Source organism: Nonomuraea mesophila, assembly GCF_004352805.1.
Classification (GTDB): domain Bacteria; phylum Actinomycetota; class Actinomycetes; order Streptosporangiales; family Streptosporangiaceae; genus Nonomuraea; species Nonomuraea longispora.
Genome location: NZ_SMLD01000044.1, coordinates 42,466 through 54,787, shown reverse-complemented (window position 1 = coordinate 54,787; position 12,322 = coordinate 42,466). Strand labels below are relative to the sequence as shown.

General features: G+C 72.2%; 11 protein-coding genes. 4 read left to right on the top strand and 7 right to left on the bottom strand.

Annotated features, from left to right (window positions below; all coding sequences use genetic code 11):
* The 3 genes from E1295_RS18800 to E1295_RS18795 all read right to left on the bottom strand — a co-directional run.
* Positions 1 to 1,174 (bottom strand): ATP-binding protein (locus tag E1295_RS18800; RefSeq protein ID WP_132631619.1); only part of this gene is annotated, 1,174 nt, incomplete at its 3' end.
* 193 nt (positions 1,175 to 1,367) lie between these two features.
* A complete protein-coding gene (locus E1295_RS48765; protein ID WP_166427297.1) occupies positions 1,368 to 1,517 on the bottom strand; it encodes an MFS transporter small subunit in 150 nt (49 codons plus the stop codon).
* The gene (locus tag E1295_RS18795; protein ID WP_246080128.1) at positions 1,514 to 2,902 is read right to left on the bottom strand and encodes an OFA family MFS transporter; all 1,389 of its coding nucleotides are present in this window, start codon (positions 2,900 to 2,902) and stop codon (positions 1,514 to 1,516) included. The genes E1295_RS48765 and E1295_RS18795 overlap by 4 nt, the downstream gene beginning before the upstream one ends.
* Before the next feature lie 287 nt (positions 2,903 to 3,189).
* On the opposite strand from E1295_RS18795, the gene E1295_RS18790 reads away from it, so the two are divergent.
* On the top strand, positions 3,190 to 5,766 hold the full coding sequence (locus E1295_RS18790; protein ID WP_246080127.1) for an MXAN_6230/SCO0854 family RING domain-containing protein: 2,577 nt from the start codon (positions 3,190 to 3,192) through the stop codon (positions 5,764 to 5,766).
* Here E1295_RS18790 and E1295_RS18785 read toward each other — a convergent pair.
* Entirely contained in the window at positions 5,763 to 6,362 is a 600-nt protein-coding gene (locus tag E1295_RS18785; protein WP_220448787.1) for a TetR/AcrR family transcriptional regulator, read from the bottom strand. The two genes, E1295_RS18790 and E1295_RS18785, sit on opposite strands and share 4 nt — an antisense overlap.
* Before the next feature lie 94 nt (positions 6,363 to 6,456).
* Between E1295_RS18785 and E1295_RS18780 the strand changes: the two genes are divergently transcribed.
* Entirely contained in the window at positions 6,457 to 7,341 is an 885-nt protein-coding gene (locus E1295_RS18780; RefSeq protein ID WP_132631618.1) for a TIGR03620 family F420-dependent LLM class oxidoreductase, read from the top strand.
* A gap of 38 nt (positions 7,342 to 7,379) precedes the next feature.
* Here E1295_RS18780 and E1295_RS18775 read toward each other — a convergent pair whose 3' ends face one another.
* Positions 7,380 to 7,790 (bottom strand): cupin domain-containing protein, encoded by a 411-nt coding sequence (locus tag E1295_RS18775; RefSeq protein WP_132631617.1) that lies wholly within the window; start codon positions 7,788 to 7,790, stop codon positions 7,380 to 7,382.
* A 256-nt stretch (positions 7,791 to 8,046) separates the two neighbouring features.
* Between E1295_RS18775 and gdhA the strand changes: the two genes are divergently transcribed.
* Entirely contained in the window at positions 8,047 to 9,387 is a 1,341-nt protein-coding gene (gdhA, locus tag E1295_RS18770) for an NADP-specific glutamate dehydrogenase (protein WP_132631616.1), read from the top strand.
* A 34-nt stretch (positions 9,388 to 9,421) separates the two neighbouring features.
* Here gdhA and E1295_RS18765 read toward each other — a convergent pair whose 3' ends face one another.
* Together E1295_RS18765 and E1295_RS18760 are read right to left on the bottom strand one after the other, a co-directional pair.
* Positions 9,422 to 10,147, bottom strand: a complete 726-nt coding sequence (locus tag E1295_RS18765; protein ID WP_132631615.1) for a phytanoyl-CoA dioxygenase family protein — start codon at positions 10,145 to 10,147, stop codon at positions 9,422 to 9,424.
* Positions 10,144 to 10,743, bottom strand: a complete 600-nt coding sequence (locus tag E1295_RS18760) for a TetR/AcrR family transcriptional regulator (protein ID WP_132631614.1) — start codon at positions 10,741 to 10,743, stop codon at positions 10,144 to 10,146. The genes E1295_RS18765 and E1295_RS18760 overlap by 4 nt, the downstream gene beginning before the upstream one ends.
* An 82-nt stretch (positions 10,744 to 10,825) precedes the next feature.
* Between E1295_RS18760 and E1295_RS18755 the strand changes: the two genes are divergently transcribed.
* Positions 10,826 to 12,226: a tetratricopeptide repeat protein gene (locus E1295_RS18755; RefSeq protein ID WP_132631613.1), complete on the top strand. Its 1,401-nt coding sequence runs from the start codon at positions 10,826 to 10,828 to the stop codon at positions 12,224 to 12,226.
* Positions 12,227 to 12,322: the final 96 nt, after the last annotated feature.

The window sequence follows — 12,322 nt, the reverse complement described above, 5'->3', positions numbered from 1 at the left end:
GGGCCGGGGCGGGCGCTGGTTCGGGCTCGGGCGGCTCCCCGCCGGAGTGGGCCGGATCGGCCTGGACGCGGGGACCCTGGCAGATGAGGGCGAGCGGGATCAGGCACATCGCCTTCACGCCGCCGCTGGTGGAGGGGGCGCTGACGTCGACGCGGAACCCGTAGTCGTGCGCGAGCCGCCCGATCAGGGCGAACCCGAGCTTGCGTTCGTCCTTCAGCGCGGCCGCGTCGAGCGCCGTGCGCTGCGACAGCAGCCGTTCGGCCTCGGCCAGCTGGAACGGGTTCATGCCGAGGCCGGTGTCCTCCACCACGATGCGGTAGCCGGCCTGCATCTGCTGCACGTAGACGCTGACCAGGTCGTCGGAGTAGCTGGTGGCGTTGGCCATGAGCTCGGCGAGCGCCACCGTGACGGGCTCGACGACGCGGCCCTCGACCCACGTCTCCCCCACTTCCGGCAGGTAGGTGTACTCGACGCGGTTGTAGGGGCCGATGCGGCCGCGGGCGCTCTCGATGATCTCGCGGAAGGTGCAGTCGGCGCGCTGGATGCCCGGCCACGACCCGGCCAGCAGGCGCAGGCGCTGCACGCTGTGCAGGGCCTGGGTGGCCAGGTGGTCGATGTCGACGAGGCTCTGGTGGTAGACGCCGGCCTGGGGGAACTCGCGCAGCTCATCGTCGATCTTCAGCTGGAGCCGGGTGAGGAACATCTGCGCCTCGTCGGTGACGCCCCGCACGCCGGCTCTGGCCGCGCTGCCCACGCCGGCGCGGGTGATCTCGACCGCCTCGCGGAGCAGGTCTTCGGCGGCCTGGTGGTGCTTGTCGAGCGGGCTGCCGGCGAAATAGGGGTGTAACAGGCCGGGGACCTCGACGCCGGTGTAGCCCCTCGCCTCGATGTCGGCCACGGCCTGCAGGCGTTCGACCAGCCTGGCGCCCTCGGACTGGGCGGCTTCGTACCACTGCCAGTTGGCGTGTGCCTGCGAGCGGGCGACCTGGGCCTGCTCGACGGCGGTGGCCTTGTCCTGTACGGCGTGGCGGGCGGCCTTCTCCGCGACGTCCTTGGCCTGCAGCGCGGTGCGCTTGGCGCGGGCCTGCACCGTCAGCGCGACGACGACGCCTCCGACCACGACGACGGCGCAGCAGCCCAGCAGCGCCCCAAGCAGGAGATCCGAGGTGACCATGGCATTCCTTGTCCGGGTGCGTTTTCCCGCGTGTTGCGACCGGGTGACGACGTTCGGTCAACAGAATGCCAAATGCACTGCCGTTTTTCGCTGCACTTCCGAGATCCGATGGTCATTCAAAGGAATGTCCACCGGAAATCAGACGTGATTATCTGGGTGCGGCAGTGGAAAGTGAATTTATTTCATCAATCATTCAGCCGGAGAAGAGCTGGGCGAGCTTGAGGAACAGCTGGTAGACGCCGTACGCGAACGGCACCCCCACCCACGCCCATGCCAGCGCCATCAGCCCGGTCCGGCGATGTGTCACGTCCGTGGAGTCCGCGGATTCCGTGGCGTCCGTCATACCGTTTGTCCCTTCCCCGCCACATTTTCCTGCCGTGGCCGTTCGTGGTACTTCTCGTGCACCGGACGGATCAGCTCATTGGCGACGAATCCGACCGCGAGCAGGCCGATCATGATGTAGAGGGACGTGGTGTAGAGGGCGGGACCCGACCGGCCCGCGGCCTCCTGCCCGTCGGCGATCGCGTTGATGATCAGCGGGCCTAGCACGCCCGCGGTGGACCAGGCGGTGAGCAGCCTGCCGTGGATCGCCCCGACCTCGTACGTCCCGAACAGGTCCTTCAGGTACGCGGGGACCGTCGCGAAGCCACCGCCGTAGAAGGACAGGATGCCGAGCGCGCAGATGATGAACAGCGGCTTGGAGGTGTCGCCCGCCAGCGCGATCGCGAGATAGAGCAGCGCGCCCACGCCCAGGTAGACGCGGTACATGTTCTTGCGCCCGATCAGGTCGGAGGTCGACGACCAGCCGAAGCGCCCCGCCATGTTCGCCAGCGACAGCAGCGCGACGAAGCCCGCCGCCGCCCCCGCCGCGACCGGCATGGAGGTGCCGGAGAAGAAGTCGGCGATCATCGGCGCGGCCTTTTCGAGGATGCCGATCCCGGCGGTGACGTTCAGGCACAACACCAGCCACAGCAGGTAGAACTGCGGGGTGCGGATGGCGTTGCGGGCCGAGACGTCGGCGGTGGTGACGAGCCGGCGGGTGGCCGCCTCGCGCGGCCGCCATCCCTTCGGCGCCCACCCGTCGGCGGGGACGCGCACCAGCAGCACGCCCATGGACATGAAGAGCGCGTAGACGACGCCGTGCACGACGAACGTCGTGGCGATCCCGCCCGTGCCGGTGCCGAAGGAGCCGAGCATCTGGGCCGACCACGGCGAGGCGATGAGCGCTCCCCCGCCGAACCCCATGATCGCGATGCCGGTGGCCATGCCGGGCCGGTCGGGGAACCATTTGATCAGCGTGGAGACCGGGGAGATGTAGCCGATCCCGAGCCCGATCCCGCCCACGAACCCGTACCCGAGCACCACCAGCCAGTACTGACCCGTGGCCACGCCCAGCGCGGACAGCAGGAACCCGGAGGAGAAGCAGGCCATCGAGACGAACATCGCCCAGCGCGGCCCGTTGCGCTCGACCAGCGTGCCGCCGAAGGCCGCGGACAGGCCGAGCATGACGATGCCCAGCTGGAACGGCAGTGCGCTCTGGGTGCCCGACAGGCCGAGCGAGGATTCGAGGGGCGGTTTGAACACGCTCCACGCGTATGCCTGACCGATCGCCAGGTGCACGGAGAGCGCGGCGGGCGGCACCAGCCACCGGCTCCACGTGGGCGCCGCCACGGTACGGGAACGACTCAGGAAACCTGTGGGACTCGCGAACCTCGTACTGATTGCCACGAAGATACGCGTAACACATACGGTATGCCGTATTTCGGATCCGGATCAGCTTTACGACGAGCGGTCACATCTGGTCGGCGAACGGCGTCACGAAGCCTGTCGGAAAACACGAAGCCTGTCGGAAAAACTGCGGCATGTCGTGATCAGTTCGCGTATGGTGCCTGACAGGCGGCTCCTGGGTGTGCTTCCTTCTCACTCATGTGACTGAACAGCGTGCCCGCTCCCCGCCTCGCGGGCCGCGCGGGGTGTGCCCCGCGCGGCCTTACTCACTTCCCGGGGGAGGGCGTGTGAAGGGTCCTGGCGAGATTCTGCTGCGCCGCCGCCGGCTGGTCGCGCCCGGGCTGCTGGCCGCCGGATCGTCCATGCCGCCACCGATCGGCAAGCTGCCCAGGCGGCTCGGCATGGTGCGCGCGGACGGGCCGTCCGGAGTGGCGGCACTGGAGTTCGAGCTGCTGCAGCTCGGGTTCCTGATGTCGGCGGAGCTGTACGGGGCGCTGGCGGGGCTCGAGATGACCGACCTGACGCGGGTGGGGCGGCGGCTGCTGCACTGCCTGCGTGAGGAGGTCGGGGCGAACGCCACGCACGTGCCACTGTTCCGGAAATTTCCGGACAGCGTGCCGGCCGACACCTCCGACTTCTACGTGCGTCGGGTGTTCGCCCTGCTGCTGCAGGAGCCGGCCCGTCCGTGCGTGTTGTGCGGCGAGACCGGGACCGTGCAGCCCGTGGCGCCCTGCGCGCACCTGGTCTGCCGTACGTGCTGGGACGGCGCCGACTTCAGCGCCTGCCCCATCTGCCACCGGCGGATCGACCCGGACGACCCCTTCCTGCGCCCGTCGGAGCGCCAGGTCTTTGCGCACCGCGAGGCCGTGACCACCACGGTGCTGTTGGGGCTGTGCGCCGACCCCGGCGCCGCCTGCCGCGACCTGGCCGAGGCCATGCTGGCGCGGCGCATCCCCATGGCGGCGTACGAGCGGGCCGAGCTGGAGGTCCTGCTGGACGCCTCCCGGCCCGCGGCGCTCTCCTGGCTGCCCGAGACCATCCCGGTCAAGGAGACCAGAGCGGTGGTGCTGGCGTACGCGCTGCGCAACGGCGCCGGTGAGCTGCTGCCCCGCCACGCCGGCACCGCGACGGACGTGCTGCGGGTGCTGTACACGCTGATGGGCGGCGACCCAGGGCTGGAAAGCCGGCCCGAGCGGCGCACGTCGCTGTCCCGCGCGATGCGCCGGGCGGTGCTGGCGTGCCTGGACGGGATGCCGTACCTCGTGGAGGACCTGCTGCGCCACCGCGAGCCGTGGAAGCACATGGCCGAGGTCCTGCACCCGCACGAGCAGCACACCCGCTTCCCCGGGGCGGCGCTGGCGTTCGCGGCCGTGCGCGGCACCCGGCTCGACCCCGGCACGGCGTTCGGCCGCGCCCTGCTGGAGCGGGCGGACGGGCATCCCGAGCTGGAGATACGGGACGGGCGCGTGCGGGCGACGACGTTCGCGTCGCGCGTGGAGACGGCGCTGGCGCAGGGCCGCCACGCCGACGCCGTCACGCTGCTCTCCCACCGCCCGGGTGAACTGCTCCGCCGCCTGTCCCACCTGCTGCGCTCGGCGTACGCCCCAGGTGCCCTCCCTGAGAGGGACGCGACAGGCGGCGGGGCGGTTCTGGAGGTGCTCGGGGACGCCGTGCGGCGGGTCGCGCCCGGGGTGCTGATCGCCGCGCTCGGCCAGGTCAGGACGCCGCCCGGCGGCACCCGGTTGTTCCTTCCGCGCGGCGGCACGGCGCGGTTCCGGACCATGCCCGACCGGCGGCCCACGCTGCCCGACGAGGTGACGCTGACGGCCGAGCGGGTGCTGACGGGAGAGTTGCTGCGGCGCGCCGCCGGCCTGCCGCCGCTGCGCCGGGCGCTGCTGGACGAGGGGCTGGCCGACCTGGTCGCGCCCACCTCTGAGCGTAAGGCGGGCGCGGCGCTCGTCCGCCTGGCCCGGGGCAGCACCCAGCCCATCCCCCGCGCCGAGCGGATCCGGTTCTTCCTGCACTGGGCCGAGCCGCCCGGCGTGCGGGTGGACCTCGACCTGTCGGTGGCGGTGTTCGACGAGGACTGGCGCTTCGCGGGCCTGTGCGACTACACGCGGCTGCGGCTGGGCAAGGGGCTGGTGCACTCGGGTGACCTGACCTCCGCGCCCGAGCCGCTCGGGGCGTCGGAATTCATCGACGTGGACGTACGCGCCCTGCCCGCCCGCTACCTCGTACCGGTGGTGTTCAGCTTCAACGACGTGCCGTTCGAGCAGTTGCCCCGGGGCTTCGCCGGGTTCATGGAGCAGCCGGAGGGGCTGTTCGACCCGCTGGCGGTGCGGCAGAGGTTCGATCTGGCGGGGGCGGCGAAGATCGTCGTGCCGCTGGTGGCCGACCTGTGGACGCGTACGATGCGTTGGACCGACCTCAACCTGTCCGCCGCCGGCTACGGCCACAACGTGGCGCGCAGCGCGGGCGAGGTGGCCGCGGTGGGCGCCGCGATGGAGAGCGCGTTCGCCGGACGGGTGACGCTGTGGGAGGTGGCCTGCCTGCACGCGGCCGCCCGCGCCGACGACGTCGTGGTACGCCGCCGCGACGGCTCACTCCACCGGTACGAGCGCCGCCCCGGCGAGGACGCCGAGGAGTTCGCCGCGCGGCTCGTCGCACGGGCCGCGGCGCCGCCGTTCGAGGGCCCGCCCGACGGCACGGACCTCGCGGTGCTGGTCTCCGGTGACCTTGCGCTGCCGGAGGCGCAGGTGCACGCGCTGCATTCGTACGGGCTCGAAGCGGCCCGCCGGCTGGACGCCGCCGACCTGCTGAGCGTGCTGGCTCCGGCGCCGGCGGCCGCCACGGCGCGGCACTAGCGAGCCGGCCGGTCCCCGGCGTCGGGGCAGTCCAGCCCTTGGAAGAGCAGCAGGAGCAGGCGATCTCCGTGGAGGTCGCCGCCCGCCATTTGCTCGCGCGCCCATGAGGAGCCCGCGACCAGGGCGAGGAACTCGAGCGGCGCGATGTCGCCGCGCACCTCGCCCGCTTCCTGCGCGCGGGTGAGCAGGGCCGTCCCGGCGTCGCGCATCATCTCGCAGGAGGCGTGCAGGGCGGAGCCGGGGTCGTTCAGCGTGGCCGTCACGGCCGCGGTCAGCCCCCGGTAGACGGTGGTGGTCTGCACGAAGTCCAGCGTCCAGGTGATCAGCGCCTCGCGGGGGGACGGGTGGCCGGCGAGCTTCTGGGCGTCGGCGGCCAGGGCGTCGAACCGCTCGCGCAGCAGCTCCGCCAGCAGCGCCTCCCGCGTGGGGAAGTGCCGGTAGAGGGTGCCGACCCCGACCCCGGCCCGCGCGGCGATGTCCTCCAGCGAGGCGTCGGTGCCGTGGTCCAGGAAGGCGGTGCGCGCCTCGGCCAGCAGCCGGTCACGGTTGCGCCGCGCGTCGGCCCGCATGGCGCGTCTGGTGGTGGTGTCGCCCACGTCCGCCTCCTGGAGGGGTTCACAAACCGGAGTCTGCTTCCGTATCTTAGATCGCAGATAAGCGGAGGCAGGCTCCGCTAAACGAGGAGTGACGATGACCCCGACCAAGGACCGCCTCGGCCGATTCGGCGTGTGGATCATGCCGATGACGCTGGTACGCACGCCGGTGGACACGCAACGCGAGCAGTTCGCGCGGATCGAGCGGCTCGGGTACGGCTCGGTGTGGACGGGCGAACCGCCGGCGGATTCGCCCGCCGCCGGGCGCGAGATCTTCACCCAGCTGGCCGTCATGCTCGCCGCCACCGAACGGCTGGTCGCGGGCGCCGGCGTCGCCAACATCAGGAGGCGCGACCCGCAGGCGACGCACAGCGGCGCGGCCACTCTCGCCGAGGCGTACCCGGACCGCGTGATCCTCGGTCTCGGCGGCCACGGCGGCGAGCGCCCGCTGGCCGAGCTCCGCGCCTACCTTGACGCCATGGACGAAGCCGCCACCCGCCACCAGCCGGACGTCCGCTACCCCCGCGTGCTCGCGGCCCTCGGCCCCAGGGCGCACCGGCTGGCCGGCGAGCGGGCCGGCGGAGTCCACCCCTTCCTGCAACCCGTCGAGCACACCCGGGCCGCGCGCGACGCTCTCGGCCCCGGCCCCCTGCTCATCCCGCACCAGGCCGTCGTCCGCGACGCCGACGCGGGCCGCGCCCGGCGGCGGATCCGCGACCTCGTCACGATGGGTGCGCGCGAGAACCACTACACCGCCCACTACCGCAGGCTCGGGTACGGCGACGCCGACCTCGACGGTGAGCGCAGCGACCGCCTCATCGACGCCATCGTGGCCTGGGGCGACGACGCCGCGATCGCCGCGCGGGCGCGGGAGCAGCTGGCGGCCGGCGCCGACCACGTCGTGCTCCATTCGCTGACGGCCGACCTGACCGGCGCCGTCGACGACCTGGCCCGCCTCGCCCCGCTCCTCCTCCGCGACTGACAGTGCCCGCCCGTGCCCGCCCGTGCCCGGGCGGGCACTCAGACCGGGCGGGCGGCGCGCCGGTCGGCTCGCTGGGCGAGCTCGTCGTCGTCCACCAGGGTGAGCATCGGCTCGCCGGGGTCGCACAACATCGTCACGGTGAACCGGAGCGGGATGTCGTCGCGGTTGTTGCCGTCCTGGTAGTGGATGACGTCTCCGCCGGGCTCCCAGAACGCCTCGCCGGCGCGTACGACCCGCTCGGGCTCGCCTTCGAGCTCCAGCAGCATCTCGCCTTCCAGCACGAAACCGAAGGCGGGCCCGGAGTGGCGGTGCGGCGGCGTACCGGGATCTCCTGGCGGGAACTCGACGACCAGCGTCATCTCATGTGCTCCCTCCGGGATGAACGGCGGCTCCGCCTCCTGCACGATGGTGACCGCCGTCTGCCAGGCGTTCGATCGGTGCTCCCGCATGTGGGCCTCCTTGGTGGGTCGCGCGCCGATACGGCCGGGCGATCGCGGTGGGCGACCGCGTCAGCTATGACAGCGCGGCGCGCGCTCCTGTGACCGCCGGCCGGCGGTCCGCGGAAGATTTTGCGTTCCGCTGACCGGCCGGGCCTGAAGGCGCACAGGTGGCGCGATTTCTTCCCTAATGGGGCATACGGGTGCAGCTCACAACAGGCCGCCCCTTACAGTGAGGGAGCGCATGCAGTGAGCCTAGGGAGTACGTGTGCACGAGAAGCTGTCGTCGATCTACGACAACGTCCTACGCCGCAACCCTGGTGAGACGGAGTTCCACCAGGCTGTGCGCGAGGTGCTCGAAAGCATCGGCCCGGTTCTCGGGAAGAACCCCGAATACGCCGAGTCGAAGATCATAGAGCGGATCTGCGAACCCGAGCGGCAGATCATCTTCCGCGTGCCGTGGGCCGACGACCGCGGCGAGGTGCAGATCAACCGCGGCTTCCGGGTGGAGTTCAACAGCGCGCTCGGGCCGTACAAGGGCGGACTGCGTTTCCACCCGTCGGTCTACCTGGGGATCGTCAAGTTCCTGGGATTCGAGCAGATCTTCAAGAACAGCCTGACGGGCCTGCCGATCGGCGGTGGCAAGGGCGGCTCCGACTTCGACCCGAAGGGGCGTTCCGACCGCGAGGTCATGCGCTTCTGCCAGAGCTTCATGACGGAGCTCTACCGGCACATCGGCGAGTACACCGACGTGCCCGCCGGTGACATCGGCGTCGGCGGCCGGGAGGTCGGCTACCTGTTCGGCCAGTACAAGCGCATCACCAACCGGTACGAGTCGGGCGTCATCACCGGCAAGGGCCTGGCGTTCGGCGGCGCGCAGGTCCGTACGGAGGCCACCGGCTACGGGTGCGCCTTCTTCGTGGACGAGATGCTGAAGGCGCGCGGCACGTCGTTCGACGGCAGGCGCGTCGCGGTGTCGGGCTCCGGCAACGTGGCCGTCTACACCATAGAGAAGATCGAGCAGCTCGGCGGCCGGGTCGTCGCGTGCTCCGACTCCTCCGGCTACGTGCTCGACGAGAAGGGCATCGACCTGGAACTGCTCAAGCAGATCAAGCAGGTCGAGCGCGGCCGCCTGAACGTCTACGCCGAGCGCCGCGGCGGCAACGCCACCTTCGTGGCGGGCCGCAGCGTGTGGGAGGTGCCGTGCGAGGTGGCGATGCCGTCCGCCACGCAGAACGAGATCACCGGCCGCGACGCCGCGGTCATGGTCGGCAACGGCTGCATCGCGGTCGGCGAGGGCGCGAACATGCCCACCACGCCGGAGGGCATCAAGGTGTTCCTGGAGGCGGGCGTGGCCTTCGGCCCCGGCAAGGCGGCCAACGCGGGAGGCGTCGCGACCAGCGCGCTGGAGATGCAGCAGAACGCCAGCCGCGACTCGTGGACGTTCGAGTTCTCCGAGCGCCGGCTTGAGGAGATCATGCGCGACATCCACGACCGCTGCCTGCAGACCGCCGACGAGTACGGCATGCCGGGCGACTACGTGGCCGGCTCCAACATCGACGGTTTCCGCCGGGTCGCCGACGCGATGCTGGCCCTCGGCCTGATCTGAGCGGGCCCCGGCGCGAGGCCACGAGCCCCGGGGTTCAGGCGAAGAGCCGGTGCGGGTGCATGCCGTCCACCAGCCCCAGCTCGGGCGGGTGGATGCTGTAGCCCAGCATGCGGCGGGTCCTCGCGCTCAGCTGCCTGGCGACGTCCCTGCCCGGCGAGAGGAGGAAGGCCTCCCTCGTACGCAGCCAGGGCTCGCAGTAGTGGGCCGTGACGGTCAGGGACGGCAGGGACGGCTGCGGGGGCCGCGCGTGCCACAGCGTGCCGAGGAGCAGGGTGCAGGAGCCCGGCGGGGGCGCCAGCAGCACGCCCGGCGTGGCGGGATGGCGGCCCGCCCAGCGGTGGCTGCCCGGCCACACCGTGAGCGTGGTGCCCGGGTCGAGGGTCCAGAGCGCGGCGACGGACAGCGCGGGGCGCGGGCGGGGCACCGGGTAGTGCCGGTCGTCGTAGGCCGGCGGCCGGGCGGGCGCTCCCGGGCCCACCTCGACGACCTCCAGCTGCGAGAGCAGGAAGTTGGGCAGCAGCAGCCGGTCGACGAGCGCGAGCACGCCGGGGTGGTCGATGAGGGGGTCGGTGGCGCGGGTGTTGTGCAGCACGCCGTACACGCGGTGGGTGTGCCGCGACCGGAACGGGTCGCGGCCGGCGGGCCTGAGCAGCGGGGTGAGCTCCTCGCGGATGCGGCGGCAGCCGGCCGGCGTCAGCAGGTCGCGCAGGACCAGGTGGCCGTCGCGGTGCAGCGCGGACATCGCCCCCGTCCCGGTCATGACGCCTCCGCGCGTGCGGCGCCGAGCGCGGCGGTGGTGAACTCCCAGATCTCCTGGAGCACGGCGGCCCGGCCGGGGCGCGGGTCCTGGTCGAGCACGACCGCGAGGATCGAGCGCATCCCGCCGACGACGGCGGCCGACATGAGGCCGGGGTCGCGGCCCGGGGTGACGCACCCTTCGGCCTGACCGGCGGCGACGTGCTCGGCGCCGAGGGCGATGACCTGCCGGGCACAGCGGGCCTCCATGGCGGCGACCTGGGCGTCGCCGACCATGCGGCCGAGCACGACGGGCGCGAGCGGCTCGTCGTACACCCAGTCGACCCACACGGTGAGCTGGGCCCGCCAGCGGTCAAGCCAGGTGGTGCCGTCGAAGTGGCCGAGCACGGTCTCGGTCACGAGGCGCTCGTAGAAGTCGGCGAGCAGGGCACTCATCAGCCCGCTGCGGGTGCCGAAGTAGCGGTAGGGCAGGCCGGCGCTGAGCCCGGCGCGGCGGGCGACGGCCGCGACCTCGACGTCACCGGTCTCGATGAGCTCGGCCGCGGCGGCCTCGAGGATGCGGCGGCGGGTGGTGGCGGCGCGTTCTGTCAGAGGCTCCACACTCCCAAGTTAGTTGAGTTCAACTCAACTAGCCAGCCTCCACGGGCGGGTCGGCGGGTGTCTCCCCCGTTACTCTGAACCGGTGACCGACGACCAGCACGGCCTGGCGATGAGCGGGGCGAGCACCGCCGCGGCGCGGCACTACGACCGGGCCGTCGACGAGCTGCTGCACTTCCGGGTGGAGGTCGCCGCTGAGACGAAGGCGGCGCTGGCCGACTCCCCCGGCTTCCCGATGGGCAACGTCCTGTCGGCCTACCTGGGGCTGCTCACCACCGAGGCCGACGACGCGCGCAAGGCGCGGGCACGGTTCGGGGAGTTCCGCCGCGCGAGCGGCGGGGCGTCGCTGCTCCCCCGCGAGCGCGCGCACGTGGCCGCCGTGCAGGCGCTGCTCGACGGCGACTTTCTGCGGTGCGGCACACTGCTGGGCTGGATCACCGTGGAGCACCCGCGCGACGCCCTGGCACTGATCGCGGGCCACCAGATCGACTTCCTCACCGGTGACGCGCGCTCGCTGCGCGACCGCGTCGGCGGCGCACTGAACGCCTGGCACGACGACGACCCGCACCTCGGGCACGTCCTCGGCATGTACGCCTTCGGCCTCGAAGAGGCGGGCCACTACGACCGGTCGGAGGAAGTGGGGCTGCGCGCGGTCGAGCTGAACCCGCGCGACGTGTGGGGCGTCCACGCGGTGGCGCACACGTACGAGATGCAGGGCCGTTTCGGCCGTGGCCTGCGCTACCTCGACGCGCGCCTGCCCGACTGGTCCACCGGCACGTTCTTCAACGTCCACACCTGGTGGCACTACTGCCTGTACGCGCTGGAGTCCGGCGACGTGGCACGGGTGCTGGAGATCTACGACGCGGTGCTGGCGGGCGGGCAGTCGTGCATGGAGCTGCTCGACGCCGCCGCCCTGCTCTGGCGCCTGCACCTGGAGGGCTCGGAGCAGCACGAACGCTGGCGCGCGCTGGCCGACGCCTGGCCGCCGCGGGTGGCGGAGCCGTTCTACGCGTTCAACGACATGCACGCGGTCATGGCGTACGTCGGCGCCGGCCGCATCGCCGACGCCGAGCGGCTGATCGCGAGCCGGGCGGCGTACGCGCGGGAGCCGCGTCCCGGCGTGACCAACCACTCCATGACACTGCAGGTCGGGCTGCCGGTGTGCCGGGCCATCGTGGCGTTCGGGCGGGGCGACCACGCCTCGGTGGTGGAGCTGCTCCATCCCATCAGGCATCGGGTCAACGAGTTCGGGGGCAGCCACGCGCAGCGGGACGCCGTGCACAGGACGCTGCTGGAGGCGGCCCTGCGGGCGGGGCTCCGTGACGTCGCGCGGGCGCTGGTGAGCGAGCGGATCAACGTGCGGCCGTGCAGCCCGTACAACTGGCTCAAGCAGGCGGCGCTGGCCGATCACCTCGGCGACCGCGCCGCCGCCGCGGCCGCCCGGCTCCGCGCGGACGAGCTGGCGAGGACCGGTGGCCGCGCGTGATCGCGCGGCGTCGATCGTGCTGGTTCTTCGGCCAGGGCGGGCGGTTCGCTGACGGCGTGGGCCGGTCGAGTACGGTCTGTCGGAGCCGGGCGCTAG

Bases quoted from the DNA above. Each gene is read 5' to 3' on its own strand.
- E1295_RS48765 (WP_166427297.1), bottom strand. From the start codon at position 1,517: ATGACGGACGCCACGGAATCCGCGGACTCCACGGACGTGACACATCGC.
- E1295_RS18780 (WP_132631618.1), top strand. From the start codon at position 6,457: ATGACCCCGACCAAGGACCGCCTCGGCCGATTCGGCGTGTGGATCATG.
- E1295_RS18775 (WP_132631617.1), bottom strand. From the start codon at position 7,790: ATGCGGGAGCACCGATCGAACGCCTGGCAGACGGCGGTCACCATCGTG.
- E1295_RS18765 (WP_132631615.1), bottom strand. From the start codon at position 10,147: ATGACCGGGACGGGGGCGATGTCCGCGCTGCACCGCGACGGCCACCTG.